The organism is Micromonospora trifolii (assembly GCF_022229005.1).
Classification (GTDB): Bacteria; Actinomycetota; Actinomycetes; order Mycobacteriales; family Micromonosporaceae; genus Micromonospora; species Micromonospora trifolii.
In genome coordinates this window covers 108,918-122,488 of the sequence record NZ_JAKKFD010000021.1, presented here as the reverse complement: position 1 = coordinate 122,488, position 13,571 = coordinate 108,918, and the positions used below count along the sequence as shown (strand labels likewise).

19 protein-coding genes are annotated in these 13,571 nt (G+C 67.8%); 14 read left to right on the top strand and 5 right to left on the bottom strand.

The features are described 5' to 3' along the window. The first annotated feature begins 43 nt into the window (after positions 1–43). Entirely contained in the window at positions 44–763 is a 720-nt protein-coding gene (locus tag NIE79_RS14455; protein ID WP_238679055.1) for a DsbA family oxidoreductase, read from the top strand. A gap of 5 nt (positions 764–768) precedes the next feature. Here the strand turns inward: NIE79_RS14455 and NIE79_RS14450 are convergent, their stop codons facing one another. Both NIE79_RS14450 and NIE79_RS14445 read right to left on the bottom strand, forming a co-directional pair. Beyond that, positions 769–1,335, bottom strand: coding sequence for a dihydrofolate reductase family protein (locus NIE79_RS14450; protein WP_238679054.1), 567 nt, complete (start codon positions 1,333–1,335; stop codon positions 769–771). 58 nt (positions 1,336–1,393) lie between these two features. Next, positions 1,394–1,891 carry a pyridoxamine 5'-phosphate oxidase family protein gene (locus NIE79_RS14445; RefSeq protein WP_238679053.1) on the bottom strand — a complete coding sequence of 166 codons (498 nt, stop codon included), beginning with the start codon at positions 1,889–1,891 and terminating at the stop codon, positions 1,394–1,396. A 75-nt stretch (positions 1,892–1,966) separates the two neighbouring features. Between NIE79_RS14445 and NIE79_RS14440 the strand changes: the two genes are divergently transcribed. Beyond that, positions 1,967–2,641, top strand: coding sequence for a winged helix-turn-helix transcriptional regulator (locus NIE79_RS14440; protein WP_238679052.1), 675 nt, complete (start codon positions 1,967–1,969; stop codon positions 2,639–2,641). 155 nt (positions 2,642–2,796) lie between these two features. Here NIE79_RS14440 and NIE79_RS14435 read toward each other — a convergent pair whose 3' ends face one another. After that, positions 2,797–3,366 (bottom strand): TetR/AcrR family transcriptional regulator, encoded by a 570-nt coding sequence (locus NIE79_RS14435; RefSeq protein ID WP_238679051.1) that lies wholly within the window; start codon positions 3,364–3,366, stop codon positions 2,797–2,799. Positions 3,367–3,469: 103 nt separating this feature from the next. On the opposite strand from NIE79_RS14435, the gene NIE79_RS14430 reads away from it, so the two are divergent. From NIE79_RS14430 to NIE79_RS14385, 10 genes are all read left to right on the top strand, one after another. Next, positions 3,470–4,402, top strand: coding sequence for an NmrA family NAD(P)-binding protein (locus NIE79_RS14430; RefSeq protein ID WP_238679050.1), 933 nt, complete (start codon positions 3,470–3,472; stop codon positions 4,400–4,402). Between the two features lie 98 nt (positions 4,403–4,500). After that, positions 4,501–5,037, top strand: coding sequence for an RICIN domain-containing protein (locus NIE79_RS14425; RefSeq protein ID WP_238679049.1), 537 nt, complete (start codon positions 4,501–4,503; stop codon positions 5,035–5,037). A gap of 178 nt (positions 5,038–5,215) precedes the next feature. Then, entirely contained in the window at positions 5,216–5,749 is a 534-nt protein-coding gene (locus NIE79_RS14420) for an RICIN domain-containing protein (protein ID WP_238679048.1), read from the top strand. A gap of 9 nt (positions 5,750–5,758) precedes the next feature. Continuing rightward, positions 5,759–6,040, top strand: a complete 282-nt coding sequence (locus NIE79_RS14415) for a hypothetical protein (RefSeq protein ID WP_238679047.1) — start codon at positions 5,759–5,761, stop codon at positions 6,038–6,040. A gap of 56 nt (positions 6,041–6,096) precedes the next feature. Beyond that, entirely contained in the window at positions 6,097–6,981 is an 885-nt protein-coding gene (locus NIE79_RS14410; RefSeq protein WP_238679046.1) for a S41 family peptidase, read from the top strand. 209 nt (positions 6,982–7,190) lie between these two features. Then, positions 7,191–7,580 (top strand): hypothetical protein, encoded by a 390-nt coding sequence (locus NIE79_RS14405; RefSeq protein WP_238679045.1) that lies wholly within the window; start codon positions 7,191–7,193, stop codon positions 7,578–7,580. A gap of 243 nt (positions 7,581–7,823) precedes the next feature. Continuing rightward, positions 7,824–8,594 carry an alpha/beta hydrolase gene (locus tag NIE79_RS14400; protein ID WP_238679044.1) on the top strand — a complete coding sequence of 257 codons (771 nt, stop codon included), beginning with the start codon at positions 7,824–7,826 and terminating at the stop codon, positions 8,592–8,594. 412 nt (positions 8,595–9,006) lie between these two features. Then, the gene (locus tag NIE79_RS14395; RefSeq protein ID WP_238679043.1) at positions 9,007–9,384 is read left to right on the top strand and encodes a DUF2089 domain-containing protein; all 378 of its coding nucleotides are present in this window, start codon (positions 9,007–9,009) and stop codon (positions 9,382–9,384) included. Beyond that, the gene (locus tag NIE79_RS14390; RefSeq protein ID WP_238679042.1) at positions 9,384–9,641 is read left to right on the top strand and encodes a hypothetical protein; all 258 of its coding nucleotides are present in this window, start codon (positions 9,384–9,386) and stop codon (positions 9,639–9,641) included. Before NIE79_RS14395 ends, NIE79_RS14390 begins: the two co-directional genes overlap by 1 nt. Positions 9,642–9,653: 12 nt before the next feature. Beyond that, positions 9,654–10,076: an SHOCT-like domain-containing protein gene (locus tag NIE79_RS14385; RefSeq protein ID WP_238679041.1), complete on the top strand. Its 423-nt coding sequence runs from the start codon at positions 9,654–9,656 to the stop codon at positions 10,074–10,076. A gap of 11 nt (positions 10,077–10,087) precedes the next feature. Here the strand turns inward: NIE79_RS14385 and NIE79_RS14380 are convergent, their stop codons facing one another. Next, on the bottom strand, positions 10,088–10,429 hold the full coding sequence (locus NIE79_RS14380; protein WP_238679040.1) for a GlsB/YeaQ/YmgE family stress response membrane protein: 342 nt from the start codon (positions 10,427–10,429) through the stop codon (positions 10,088–10,090). Positions 10,430–10,450: 21 nt separating this feature from the next. On the opposite strand from NIE79_RS14380, the gene NIE79_RS14375 reads away from it, so the two are divergent. Beyond that, on the top strand, positions 10,451–11,224 hold the full coding sequence (locus NIE79_RS14375) for a hypothetical protein (RefSeq protein WP_238679039.1): 774 nt from the start codon (positions 10,451–10,453) through the stop codon (positions 11,222–11,224). Between the two features lie 4 nt (positions 11,225–11,228). Beyond that, positions 11,229–12,473: a DUF6357 family protein gene (locus NIE79_RS14370; protein WP_238679038.1), complete on the top strand. Its 1,245-nt coding sequence runs from the start codon at positions 11,229–11,231 to the stop codon at positions 12,471–12,473. Between the two features lie 348 nt (positions 12,474–12,821). On the opposite strand, the gene NIE79_RS14365 is transcribed toward NIE79_RS14370, so the two are convergent. After that, entirely contained in the window at positions 12,822–13,520 is a 699-nt protein-coding gene (locus tag NIE79_RS14365) for a class I SAM-dependent methyltransferase (protein WP_238679037.1), read from the bottom strand. Positions 13,521–13,571 lie beyond the last annotated feature (51 nt).

The following is a 13,571-nucleotide window of genomic DNA, read 5'->3' as shown; positions in this document are numbered from 1 at the left end:
TCATGGCCCTACGAACAAGAAGTGAGAATCGAGGAGGAGCACCATGAAGATCGAGTTCTGGTCGGACATCGTCTGCCCGTACTGCGGGCTGATGGACCACCGGCTCCACCATGCCCTGGACCGGCTCCCGTACGGCGAACAGGTCCAGGTGATCCACAGGTCATTCCAGCTGCATCCCGACCTGCCCCGCGCGGGCGTCAGCCAACGGGAGCTGATCACGATGGCGGGGGCTCCCGCGACGACAGTCGACCGGGTCCTGCGGCCCATCGAGCAGGCGGCCGAGGCGGAGGGTTTGACCCCCTACCACGCCGTGGACCGCACGCTCGGGCCGACAGATTTCGCCCACGAACTGCTCGCGTACGCGACCGACCAGGGGCGCGGCACCGAAATCTGGACAGCGATGTTCCGCGCGCACTTCGGGCAGGCCCGCAAGCTGTGGACCGTCGAGGAGGTCCTCGACTTCGCCGCCGAGGTGGGTCTGGACAGCGCCGGGGCGGCCGACGCCCTGCGAAGCCGCCGCTACCGGGCCCGCGTGGCGGCCGACCAGCGCGAGGCACAGCGACTCGGGGCACGCGGCGCGCCGTTCCTCGTCTTCGACGGCCGCTTCGCCGTCCCCGGGGCGATCGGCCTCGACGACCTGCTCACGGTCATCGAGAAGGCGTGGGCCGAGAGCCACCCGACCCCGCAGCCGCTGCCGGTTGTCGGTGCGGCCGAGGGAATGTGCGCCCCGGACGGCTGCGTGGTGCCCGACCGCACCACCTGAGCTCGTCAGGCCGGGTGGTACCTCAGCAGGACGACACCGGAGGCGAAGGGTTCGGCGGACACCAGGTCCAATCGTGCCGGCGGCTGACCACCGTCGAACAACGCCTTGCCCTGGCGAAGGAACACTGGGTGCACCAGGAGGTGCAGTTCGTCGATGAGCCGGAGATCGGCGAGGGACCGGATCACTGTGAGACTGCCGTAGACCACGATGTCGCCGCCGGGCCCCCGCTTGATCTCGGTGATCTCGTCGGCGTCCAGGCGGGTGAGCCGCCGGGTGTTCGTCCAGGTGGCGGTGTTTCCCGAGGCGGAGACGACGATCTTCTCCAGCGCGTCGAGGCGTTGGGCATACCCTCGTACGTCGTCCGGCTGGTCGGGGTTCTGGGCGGTCGACGGCCAGTGGCCGGCGAAGTCGGCGTGCGTGATCCGGCCCAGCAACAGGCTGCCGGCGTTGTCCACCAGGGCCCGCTCGTATTTTTGCAGGTGGTCGTCGACCAGCAGCCAGTCCATCTCGTCGTCGGGGCCGGCGACGAATCCGTCCAGCGTGGTCCACATCGACACGACGATCTTGCGCAACGTCGTCCTCGCCCTTATGTGTGGTGAGCCCCGAGGATCCGGGTCCTTGGCGTGCTGATCAGTGGCCGCCGCCGAGCGCGGCTCGGACGGGTTGCGGTGTGCGAGCCGGGAACCGCTCCTGGAAGTCGACGACGCCGACCCAGGCGGGGCGCAGGCCGATCCGGACCATCCGCAGGCCCGGCTGATCGATCGCTGCCAGGTAGGCGTCGCCCATCTCGTCGCCCATCCCCGCGCGCTGGATCGTCGCGTACTCCGGCAGGACACCCGCGACCTCGGTCATGGTGACCCTGCCGCGCAGCATGAGCACTTCCGGAAGCCCGTCCGCGGTGTCGATGCAGACCGCCACGTCCGGCCGGGCGCTCAGGTCACGGATCTTGTACGTGCCGGCGAACGCGCCGACGACCAGCTCGTCGCCGGTCCACAGGAAGTTCACCGGGATCAGCCGCGGCGTGCCGTCCCTGCTGGTGTAGGCGAGGCGTGCCACCAGGGACGCGGCGAGCAGACGGCGGGCCAACGGGGTGTCCAGCAGCTTGACGTCACCTTGCGGCAGGCTCATGTGAGCCACGCTAGGGGTCCAACTCCTAAAGAACAAGTGATACTCCTGAATTAGGACCCAGCTAGAGTGGGCGCCATGAGCGGCATGCGTAGTTACGGAGATCCGTGCGGTGTCGCGCGTGGACTGGACATCATCGGCGAGCGGTGGGCGCTGCTGGTGGTACGCGACCTTCTGCTCGGCCCTCGGCGGTTCAACGACCTGCTCGGCGGACTACCGGGCGTGAGCCCGAACGTGCTGAGCCAGCGGCTGCGCCAGTTGACCGAGCACGGCGTGGTGCACCGGCGGGACCTGGGCCCGCCGACGCGGGTCCACCTCTACGAGCTGACCGAATGGGGCCGCGCCCTGGAGCCGATCCTCCTTCAGTTCGGACGCTGGGGAAGTCAGTCCCCCCAGCCTCCCGACGGCCCCCTCGGCGTCGACTCCCTGCTGCTGAGCATCAAGGCGGCGTTCGACCCGGCGCGAGCCCCGGCACTCGCCGGCAGCTACGCGTTCCACATCGACTCCGACACGTACCTCGCCGACGTCGCCGGCGATACGGTGCAGCTCCGGCGGGGCACCGCGTCCGACCCCGACGCGACGCTCAGCACCGACCTCGACACCCTCCGGGCCGTCTGCGGCCAGGAGATCACCATGGACGCGGCGCTGGAGTCGGGCGCACTGCGGTTGAGCGGCGACGAGGACGCCAGGCGGCGCCTCACCGATCTGCTCCTGGCCCCGTTCACCCCCTCGCCCCAGCCCCCCACCCCCTGACGCCCACCACCCGCTCGCCCCGCCGGCCGGCCCGCCCGCCCTGGCCGTGGTCGATCATGGAGTTGTGGTGGGCCACAAAAGCCGCGATGCATCCCAAGCCAGCACCACAACTCCATGATCAGCCAGGGGCGGGGTCGGGGTAGGGGCAGGCGCGCTTACCCTGCCCCTGGGCTGATTCCCGCTACCGCCAGGTCGAGCAGTCGGGTCGCGGCGGCGGCGGGATCCTGGTGGTGCTCGGTTGCCAGAGCGATGCCGGTGATGAGCGCGAGCAGATCGGCGATGGTCACGTCTGGCGCGACCGCGCCGCCCTGCACGGCGCGACGAACGAGTGGGTCGCCCGCCTCGGTGAGCTGCGCGGAGGCGCAGTGCTCGTGAGCCTCGGTGGGGTTGGCCGTGCAGTCGCGGGTCAGCGCGATGGCCAGGCCCCTGATGGTGGCGACGCTCCCGTTGACGGCGGCGAGCCAGTCCAGCAGCGCGGCCCGCGCGTCGGCGGCGCCGGAAAGCTCCCGGGCGCGGGCACCGAGGTTTTCGATCACGCCACGGAAGACGGCGTCCAGCAGCGCGTGGCGGCTGGGGAAGTGTCGGCGCACGGTACCCGAGCCGACTCCGGCGATGCGGGCGATCTGCTCCAGGGACGCGTCGGCGCCGTGGGCGGCGATCTCCTGTTCGGCCACGGTCAGCAGGCGCGCGTAGTTGCGCCGGGCATCCGCTCGCTGGCTGGACATGGCGTCACCTCACGGTTGCTAAGTGGCGGGGTCCGCCGTATCTTAGCGAAGCATAAACGGCGGGCCCCGCCGTTTATGCTTCGCCCGTGACAGGAGACCCTCCATGCCTACTGAATCCGCACCCGTTTTGGTCACCGGCGCCACGGGAAGGCAGGGCGGCGCCACCGCTCGCGCCCTGCTCGCGTCCGGCGCACCCGTCCGGGCTCTGGTCCGCGATCCCGCGACCGACCGCGCACGGGCGGTCGAGGCCCTCGGCGCCGAACTGGTCACCGGCGACCTCGACGATCGGGACTCGCTGGTCCGGGCCGCGCACGGAGCACGGGCCGTCTTCTCGGTGCAGATGCCCGCGATGACTGACAACGGCATCGACTTCGACGGCGAGCTGGCGCAGGCCGTCAACCTGATCGCAGCCGCGCTGACCGCCGAGGTGCCGCAGTTCGTGCACACGTCCGTGAGCGGGGCCGGCCAGCACACCGGGACGCCCGGCTGGACCGAGGGTCGGTGGGCGGCCATGGAGCCCTACTACACCGCCAAGGCCGGCATCCAGGATCGCGTCCGCGAGGCGGGCTTCCCGTACTGGACGCTCATCAAGCCGGGCTTCTTCATGGACAACCTCCTACCCTCGGCGGCCTACCTGCTCCCCCGGGGCGTCGCCGGAGGCCTGGCGACGGTTATCAAGCCACAGACCTCACTCTCCCTCGTCGCGGTCGACGACATCGGCCGCGCAGCCGCCGCGGCCATCGCCGATCCCCATCGGTTCCACCGAGTCGAGCTGGAACTGGCGAGCGACCACCTGACGATGACGGAGATCGCGAAGACGCTCTCCGACGCGCTGGGCGCCGAGCTGATCGCGCCGAACATGACCGAGGAGGACGCGGTCGCCGCCGGGATGCCGGAGTGGGCCGGCACTTCCCACGAGCAGATGAACGTTGCCGGCCAACCCGCTCGCCCGGAGTACGCGCGGGCCCTCGGCATTCCCCTCACAACGTTCGCCGAGTGGGCGCGCGAGAACCTGCCTGAGCCGTCGCGGCGCTGAGGGGGCGGCGGCGCATCTCGGTCTGCCCCGAGTGGCGGGCATCGAACATGATCGTTAGCCTTACCCAGCCTCCATATTGGACAAAGGAAAGGCCCCTCATGAAGCGCAGAACGATGACCAGCCTGGTGGCGATGTTCGCCATGATCGCGGCGACGCTGATCGGCACCGGCAGTCCAGCGGCGGCGGCCTCCTCCGGCCCGTGGATTGTCCAGCCCTTCACGAACCTCTACTGCCTCCACCCGGCGGGCTACTCGTCGGCGCTCAACGTCGTGGTCGAACAGCGCCTCTGCGAGGGCGGACTGAGCCGTAACTGGATCTTCACCACGACCAGTTCGGGCTACTACCACATCTCCTACCGCAACGGCGGACGGTGCATGGCCGTCCGCGGCGCGGTGACCACCGAGCGGGCGAAGATCGCTACGCAGGTGTGCGGCGACGCCCGCCTCAACGACCAGTGGCTGCCAATCAAACTCTTCGGCTCCGGTGGTTCCGACTACTACCAGTTGAAGAACCGCAACACCGGCAAGTGCATGGCAGTGGAGGGCAACTCGGTGCAGAGCGGCGCCGACATGATGCAGTTCACCTGCTACACGACGTCGAACAACCAAGCCTTCACCTGGTTCTCCCCGTCGTAAGCAACGCCCCGGGGCAGAGATCGACTCAAGTTTCGTGGAGTCGGGGTGTTCGCGCTCCTGGGACACCCCGATTTCCGTGGACGCGAGCGGATCGCCCACCCGCCGCCCACGGTGGCGCGCATCGAGCATGATCGTTAGCCTTACCCAGCCTCCATATTGGACAAAGGAAAGGCTCCTCATGAAGCGCAGAACGATCACCGGCCTGGTGGCGGCGCTCGCCATGATCGCGGCGACGCTGGTCGGCACCGGCAGCCCGGCGGCGGCAGCCACCACCGGCCCGTGGGTGATCCAGCCATTCACGAACGACTACTGCATCCACCCCGAGGCGTACGCGTCGGCGAGCGGGACCGTGGTCGATCAGCATCTCTGCGACAGGGGACCGCTCCGCAACTGGAACTTCACCACGACCAGCTCGGGCTACTACCAGATCTCCTACCGCAACGGCGGAAAGTGCATGGCCGTCCGCGGCGCGGTGACCACCGAGCGGGCGAAGATCGTCACGCAGGGGTGCGGCGACGCCCGCCTCAACGACCAGTGGCTGCCGATCAAGCTCTTCACCTCCGGGTTCGCCGACTACTACCAGCTGAAGAACCGTGGCACCGGCAAGTGCATGGCGGTGGAGGGCAACTCCACGCAGAACGGCGCCGACATGATGCAGTTCACCTGCTACACGACCTCGAACAACCAGGCGTTCACCTGGGGCCTGGACTAAGCAACGTCGTTGAGCCGCGGCGGGACCTGTCCAGGTCCCCCGCGGTCCCGCCCGGCACGACATCGACGCGGATCTGGTGAAGGCCGGGGCGTCCCCGGCGACAACGCCGAGCTGTTCTGCCTGAACGCCCTGATCCTGGGTGGCGCGCTGTCCGCCTACACCTCGCCGCCGCCGAGCCTGCTCGCCGTCTACGAGTCCGAGCCGGCGCTCGCGGTCCACCACGTCGACCTACGGACAGCCCTGCGGGTCGCCATCATCACGTCGCTCGTGGGCATGCTGCCGCGCTCCTGATCCCCGTCTGGAAACTCGGTGGTCATGAGGCTGTTTGCGGTCTATCGTCGCCCGCCGTGCTCTCAAACGAACAGATCATCGGACAGGCCCTGGACCGGATCGAGGCCGGGTACGTCTTCCCGGAGAAGGTCACTGACATCGACGCCGCGATCCGGCGCCGTCTCGCGGCAGGCGAGTACGACGACCTGGACGGGCCGGCGCTCTGCGAGACGGTGACCGTCCACCTTCAGCAGGTGTGCCCGGACAAACACTTGCGGCTGCTGTGGTCGGACCAGCCGCAGTCGCTGGATCCAGCCGACGAAGACGGCGGGCGCGCCGCGTTCCTCGCGCTGCTCAGGGCGGAAAACCAGGGAATCCGCCGGGTCGAGCACCTGAACGGCAACGTCGGGCTCATCGACGTGCGGCGCATCGCGTACGCAGACGAAGGCGCCGCGGCGATCGGGGCGGCCATGCACCTGGTCGCCCTCAGCTCCGCGCTCGTGCTGGACCTGCGCGCCTGCTTCGGCGGAACACCGGAGGGAGCCGCGATGTGGTGCAGCTACTTCTTCGACGACGACCAGGTGCACCTCAACGACTTCTACGAGCGGTCCACCGGTGCCACCCGCCAGTTCTGGACGACCGCGCACCTGCCCGCGCCGCGCTACGCGGACCGCCCGGTCTACGTGCTCACCAGCGCGGCGACGTTCTCCGGCGGCGAGGACGTGGCGTACACCCTTCAGGCGCACGGCCGGGCCGTCGTCGTCGGTGAGACGACGCGCGGCGGCGCGCACCCGACAGCCCGCCACCCGGTCACCGAACACATCCTCGTGACAGTGCCGACCGCCCGGACCATCAACAGCGTCACCGGCACCAACTGGGAAGGCGTCGGAGTGGTTCCCGACGTACCCGTCCCAGCGGACCAGGCACTCGACACGGCGCTCAAGGCCATCCTGGCCGCTTAGGCGCAGGGGCGTGCCCGGCCGATGCCAACCGCGACGGTGGCCCCCGTTCCGTCTTCCCGGCGGCGGCGAAGATCGCCTCGGTTTTCGTGAAGTCGGGGTGTCCGTGGAGCCGGGACACCCCGACCTCCGTGAACGCGAGTGGATCATCGGGTCGTGCTGCCGGTGCCGCCGCCACCCCGGGGTTGTCCCCTGGTGGCACCATCGTTCTGATGAACGTTCGTCGCCTGGCGGCCATCGACATGTACGGCAGCCGAGGAACCACGCGTCGACGGAGGATCATCCTGGCCGAGTTCCTCGTCGGCGTGGTTCTCATGGTGACGTGGGGCATCTGGCTGCTGACGTCGTCGAGCGGCCTCAGCACCCGAGCGATCGGCCTGTGGCTGACCGGCGCAGGTCTCAACTACACGCCGCTGTCCCTGTACGCGCTCGCGCTGATGCGACCCGGTGCCCTCGAAGCCGAACTGGCAGGCGTCGACATCGATCGGGAGCTGCGCCGGTACACAATGCTGCAGCTCTGGGTGTTCGTGCCGCTCTCGCTCGTCGTTCTCGCCATCCGCGACGCACTCGCCCGGCGTAAGGCTCGAACGACAACTCCTTGACCACCTGACGAGCCTGTTCGACGCGCCCGCCATCCCAGTGGTTTGGCCGACGACAACTTCGAGCACACGTAGGAGTGAGCCCAGTGAAACGACCGACTCTCGGCGTACTCCGGCAGCCTAGCCGTCCCCCGCCAGGGCCGCCCCCGCTGACCAACGGCGTCCGCTGTGGCCATACCGCCCCGCACTCACGGCAGGACGACACCGCAACTTGCAGACGTACACCGTCAATGGTCGGATGCCGCCATGACGAGGGCCGGTCGGGAGTTCTCGACGTCCTACCGCGCCGCCGACGGCAGCGAGCTGCCCCTGCTGGTCTTCGAGCCGGCCGAGGGCACGCCGCCACGCGCTGGCATCATCCTGTTCCATGGCGGCGCCCTGCGGGAGGGATCGCCCAACGGGTTCGCCCCGCACTGCCGATCACTGGCGTCGCGGGAAATCCTTGCGATGTCGGCCGGCTACCGGCTGCTCGGTCGTGGCGCCGCCAGCATCGACGACTGCCTCATTGATGTTCGGCGCGCTGTCGAGCAGTTCGGCCGGCTCGCAGCGTCGCGCGGGCTCGACGCGCCGCACCTGGCCGCCGGTGGCAGCTCAGCGGGCGCTCATCTCGCGATGCTGGCCGCGATGACCCCGTCCAGCACGGAGTTCGGCGTCGCGGCCCTGGTGGCCCTCAACCCCGCGGGGCTGAATCTGGGCTCCTTCGAGCCGGACGCGCAGCGCCGCCTCGCACAGGAGGTCGGCATCGCCGCTGACAGACTGACCGAGTACTCGTTGATCGAGTTCGTGCGGCCGGGCAGTCCGCCGACGCAGATCCACCACGGCACCCGCGACGAGGTCGAGCCGATCGGCTCGGTGCGGCAGTTCCGGGACGCGATGGTCCGCGCCGGCAACGAGTGCACGCTCCTGGAGTACGCGCACGCCGAGCACGGATTCCACTACCCCGGCACCGGCGGGCACTTCGACGACGTCATCGACGCCACGACGCGGTTCCTCCTCGACCGGACAGCAACGACCTGAACGGCGCGCGTGTCAGCTGGGCGGCGGCGGACACTCCAGGACGGCGATCGAGTTCCCGGCGAACAGCCCCAGGTGCGGGTGCCCGGAGAAGATCTGAACCGCCTCGTCGTGCGAGGCCGCTTCCACAATGGTGTAGGCGATCAGGGCGTCGGTGAAGTCCTCGTGGACTTCTCGCCGGTCTGGTACATCAGGATGTGCTGATCCGCTTGCCGTGGGCGAGGGTCGGGTTTGCCCGCTCCCGCCCGCCAGGCAACACCCTTCGACCGCGGCGGGACCTCTTCGGGTCCCGCCGCGGTTTCGCGATCCCCGGCCGGCGGCCAGATCGACTCCTGCTTCTCCCAACCGAGCGCTACTTAAGAAAGTTAAGGTCAACATCTTGGTAGTTGGGGATTCTTAAGATACAACTTCAGGTATGACAGAGCAGGCGATGGACTGGCAGGAGCTGACCAGCCTGACCCGGGGGCAGCCGTTCGTCGTCGAGCGGGTGCGCCTGGCGAGCAACGGCGTCGCGATCGAGGGCCAGTTCGAGCCACCGCAACTGGCTCAGCTCAACGTCGACGATCAGGTCTTCGTCACGGCCTTCGTGCGCTGCCACGGTTCGATCAAGGAGATGGAACGCATCTTCGGCGTGAGCTACCCGACGATCAAGTCACGACTCAACCGGATCACGCAGATGCTCGACTTCGTCGAGACCGACCCGGCGCCCTCGCGAGCCGACGTCATCGACCGGTTGCGCCGCGGTGAGATCACCGCACAGCAGGCGCTGGCCGAGCTGGACGGCCAGGCGTGATGCCGCAGTTGGTGACCGTGAAGGTCAACCGCCCGGACCGCCGGCCCGTCCGCGTCTGGGTTCCGGTGCTCCCCGTGGCGCTCGTGCTCCTCCCGGTCGTGGTCCTGGTCGTGCTGGCGGCGATCGTGGCCTGCGTCGTGTTCCGCATCGGTGTGGCGCGGGCACTCGGCGCCGCTTGGCGTGTCATCTCCGCGCTACCCGGCGCCCGCTTCGACATCGAGCACTGCCGCACAGCCGTGCTCGTGGCTATCCGATAAGGAGAGGTTCGAATGACCGAACAACGCAAGGACATCCTCGACCTGCTGGTCGCCGGCAAGATCACCGCGGAGGAGGCGGAGCAGCTGATCGCCGCACTCGAACGGGACCAGGCACCGACGACGGCGAGTCACGACGCCCGGCCGAAGGGCAAGGTGAAGTACCTGCGGGTGCTGGTGGACGCCACCGACCTCGGCGAGCGGTCGCGGGTCAACGTGCGGGTGCCACTACAACTGCTGCGGGCCGGTGTACGGCTGGCGGCGCTGATCCCGCCACAGGCCCTGGTCAAGGCCAACGCCTCACTCAGCGACTCGGGTGTGCCGATCGACCTGACGCAGCTCAAGCCCGAGCAGTTGGAGGCGCTCGTGGAGCACCTCGACGAGGTCACCGTGGAGGTGGATTCACCCGATGCCACAGTCCGGGTCTTCTGCGAGTAGGCGCCATTCCGTCAGCCCTTGGCCTGGCTGCGACGGGCCCGCCGACGGGGCTTGTCGTCGCCGCCGGCAAGCCGGGTGAAGGTGAGCATGTTCGCCAGCGCCACGGCGATGATCGCGACGCCGACCTGGATCGCGAGCACGACCCAGTCCCAGCGCAGCACCCACACCTTGACGCCGGCTCCGTCGTCGATGTCGAGCGCCCGGGCGACCACTGTGCCCAGCACGGCCGAGCCGACGCCGATGACGAACGTGGCGAAGAAGCCGATCCGTTGCCGCCCCGGCAGGATGAGCCGGCCGAGCAGGCCGACGAGGGCACCGATGAGCACCGCGCCGAGATAACCAGTTACCAGCATTGCCGTATCTCCCCTCCAGCAGTGCCCAGGTACATGCCCGAATCTCACGTTCCCGGAAACCCGACCGCGGCCCGATGCCGCGGGCGTGTCGGCTCGATCCTCTACGCTGGCGGAACTTTCACACGTGAACGAAGGACGCACATGGCCCGCCCCTACAGTCCCGGACCGAAGCTGTTCGTCTTCGCTGCCGGTGATGGCAACGACCAACACGTCTCGGTGGGTGACCCCCAGGAGGCCTACGTCGCGTTCTCTGCGTTCTTCCGGGGTCGAGAGTCTGACACGTACACCATCACTGACGACGCGGCGAAGCAGAGTTTGGTACTCAGGCCCGGTCGAGGTGTGATCTCCCGAATCGAGGATGCTGACCAACCTCGGTCGGAACACCTCCAGGTCGACAGGGGCAACCGCTACCTTCCGAGCGCGATGCTGTTCTTCGAGAACGGATACGCCGGTCTCGACCACTTCGGCCAGTGGTTCCCCGACCTCGCCGACCTCGACGCGTCACCGGAGACCCGGGGTGCCGCTCGCGCCGCCACGTTCACGACGGAAGCAGCGGCAATCGAAGAAGTCGCCCGGATCTGGGCGGATTCGGGCATCGTCGACCCGAGCGACAAGTACTACGTCTTCTTCGACTCGCATGATGTCGACGAGGACCGAGCCGAACGAGCCGAGCTGCTCCAGTTGATCGAATTCCTCGGTCTCGAACGAGTCGACGCCCCGGCCGAGGCCGCCGGGGGCGAAGTCTGGGTGCGCACCGACCCACGCCTTGCTGTCGAATGTGCACGGTGTTTGTGAACAGATGACAGACATCGTTTTCACGCGCAGCGGCGACGGCTGGATCCCGAAGGTGATCCACGAGGACGGCGAGCTGAAGCTGATGCTCGCCGCCGGGGCCGACGCCAACCACGACCCTCGAACGTTCACGTTCCCGATCGGGGAAGCCCACCTCGCGGTGATCCGGGAGGACCTGGCCAGACACTTGCTGCTGTGGAGTGCGGTCCTTCCGCTGTGCGACGCCGCCGGAACCCGGGGCCAGCTCGACGAGGACGCTGCCGTCGCGCTCCTGGACCCGATCCTGCTCTCCCCGCCCTCGGATGTTGACGCGCTCTTTCGGCGCATCCGGTGGGACAGGAGTCGTCTCGTCGCCCACGGCGCCGACATCGAGCTGCTGGAGCGCGGCCAGGTCTGCGAGGCGATGCGCACGGCGACGGAGCTGTCGAACGCGAAACGTGCCCAGGAGTATCACGCGAACCGCCGTCGCGGCGAGCGCGGAGTAGTCCTCGGGCCACTCGACACTGAGATTCTGAGGTACACGGGCCAGTATCTGCACGGCGCGACGGTTCCACGGCGGAGCCCCGATGCCGTCGACCCCGCACTGCTGCCCCAGGTCATGCGCGTGATCGCCACCGCGGAGCAGGCGTGCGCCGGGATGCGGATCGGCCTCGATCCGCGGCGGGGAAAACGGGCCACCGACAAGCGCGACTGGGATCGGATGGCGGCGACGGTCGACGCGGCAGTGCGCCGCGCGTACCCCGAACTCGTCGATGACGCGGTGCGGACGGTGAGCTTCCTGATGTGCTCGGAGGCCGCGGACCGCTCCCAGCGGACACCGGTGGAGGACGACGAGGAGACCGCCGGCGACCACGGTAAGACGGTCCTGTCGTTCACCGATGACAAGGGCGGCGAGAAGAAGTGGGTACGGGGCGGTCCTCGCACCGCCTCCGCCGAGTTCTGGGAGTTCGTCGCCGATCGCTCTGCCGGGGACAACGAAGTGTTCACCATCGAGGACGAGGAGATGGGCGAGGGGATTCAGCTGCACTTCTACGCTGACTCCATCGCCCGGATCACGACCGTGCGACACGGGGAAGCCGGGTCGGATCCGCAGTACCAGGTCGAGTACAGCCTGGTCGACGGGATGGGCGGGTACCGGCACCTGGTGAGCGCCTTCGTCCGCGGCGGCTGCGCCGCACTCGAACAGCACGGTCCCTGGATGTCGGGCGTCGCCGAGTTCGAGCGCGCACGTCGTCGGCGCGACGCCCGGTAATCCCAAAGGGAACTCGTCGGGCACTTGGGCCCGAGGCTGGTGCCGAGGCCAGCGTCGCCAGTCGCGCCACGCCGGCCGGCGCCGGCTGCGTGCGGGCAACATCGGCGATCACGGTACGCGCCAGAGGCCGACACCGAACCTCGGCCGGCGCGATACTGTCCGCGTCCACGACCATTTCCGCCAACACGCTGTGCGCTTCAAGGCATCGCCGAGCCGGACCTAGAAATCCTATCGGCATTGACGAAGGTGGCGTTTATTTCCAAGCGCTGCTACCGCCAACGCAATAACGTTCCCAACCCCAGCCCCGACCTCTACACGCTCCCGTTCACTGGCTTGAACTTTCGTGGATTATGATGGAGCCTTGCGGGCAATGTATATCATCCAATTCTTTCCAAATGGGTCAACCAGATCCCAAGTGCGAAGTATTCGGAAGCGGCCACGCGACAGAACATCCACGAACTCGCCACGCTGCCAAGACTTACGATAGCGGACTGGCTGGCCACCATAGTCATTCTTCGCCAGCCATCCTTCACTAGAGCTACTCTCAACCGTGGTCGATATGAATAGAACGCCACCATCTTCAAGCAAATGCCACATTCGTTCGATAGCAAGGATGGCCGTTTGCTTTGGGAATAAGTGTATGAACGACTGGGCGTACACGGCATCAAATTTGCTTGAGAAGTTCGCCGTGAGGAAGTCGCCGATGAGTACTGTTCGGCCTGGATTACGTCGGCGAGCATACGAGGCCATTTGTGCCGATATGTCCACCCCTGTAGGGATCAGGCACAGTTCAGTCATAATTGACATCGCAAGACCCACCGCACAACCCACGTCCAGCACGCGCCGTTCTCCAGCAACAAACGAAGAAACGCGCTCAACCTGGGTTCTGGTGTTTTCAACGTGATACGCCGACTTGACCTCATACTCGTCAGCTAGGCCGTCGTACGTGACGCGATGCCGACGGCCAAGCTCGCCCGCATCGGCACCCAGCACGACAGCAAGATTACCAGCGCCGATGCCGAGATGGAACCCGGTAAGTCCGACCATTTTCCGATCTGCGATGAAGAGCTAAGCTATGTCCATCCATAGATGGGAGGC

What these genes read in the sequence shown, in the direction of transcription:
- NIE79_RS14455 (WP_238679055.1), top strand. Translation starts at nt 44, where the DNA reads ATGAAGATCGAGTTCTGGTCGGACATCGTCTGCCCGTACTGCGGGCTG.
- NIE79_RS14445 (WP_238679053.1), bottom strand. Translation starts at nt 1,891, where the DNA reads ATGAGCCTGCCGCAAGGTGACGTCAAGCTGCTGGACACCCCGTTGGCC.
- NIE79_RS14440 (WP_238679052.1), top strand. Translation starts at nt 1,967, where the DNA reads ATGAGCGGCATGCGTAGTTACGGAGATCCGTGCGGTGTCGCGCGTGGA.
- NIE79_RS14435 (WP_238679051.1), bottom strand. Translation starts at nt 3,366, where the DNA reads ATGTCCAGCCAGCGAGCGGATGCCCGGCGCAACTACGCGCGCCTGCTG.
- NIE79_RS14430 (WP_238679050.1), top strand. Translation starts at nt 3,470, where the DNA reads ATGCCTACTGAATCCGCACCCGTTTTGGTCACCGGCGCCACGGGAAGG.
- NIE79_RS14425 (WP_238679049.1), top strand. Translation starts at nt 4,501, where the DNA reads ATGAAGCGCAGAACGATGACCAGCCTGGTGGCGATGTTCGCCATGATC.
- NIE79_RS14420 (WP_238679048.1), top strand. Translation starts at nt 5,216, where the DNA reads ATGAAGCGCAGAACGATCACCGGCCTGGTGGCGGCGCTCGCCATGATC.
- NIE79_RS14405 (WP_238679045.1), top strand. Translation starts at nt 7,191, where the DNA reads ATGAACGTTCGTCGCCTGGCGGCCATCGACATGTACGGCAGCCGAGGA.
- NIE79_RS14400 (WP_238679044.1), top strand. Translation starts at nt 7,824, where the DNA reads ATGACGAGGGCCGGTCGGGAGTTCTCGACGTCCTACCGCGCCGCCGAC.
- NIE79_RS14395 (WP_238679043.1), top strand. Translation starts at nt 9,007, where the DNA reads ATGACAGAGCAGGCGATGGACTGGCAGGAGCTGACCAGCCTGACCCGG.
- NIE79_RS14390 (WP_238679042.1), top strand. Translation starts at nt 9,384, where the DNA reads ATGCCGCAGTTGGTGACCGTGAAGGTCAACCGCCCGGACCGCCGGCCC.
- NIE79_RS14385 (WP_238679041.1), top strand. Translation starts at nt 9,654, where the DNA reads ATGACCGAACAACGCAAGGACATCCTCGACCTGCTGGTCGCCGGCAAG.
- NIE79_RS14380 (WP_238679040.1), bottom strand. Translation starts at nt 10,429, where the DNA reads ATGCTGGTAACTGGTTATCTCGGCGCGGTGCTCATCGGTGCCCTCGTC.
- NIE79_RS14370 (WP_238679038.1), top strand. Translation starts at nt 11,229, where the DNA reads ATGACAGACATCGTTTTCACGCGCAGCGGCGACGGCTGGATCCCGAAG.
- NIE79_RS14365 (WP_238679037.1), bottom strand. Translation starts at nt 13,520, where the DNA reads ATGGTCGGACTTACCGGGTTCCATCTCGGCATCGGCGCTGGTAATCTT.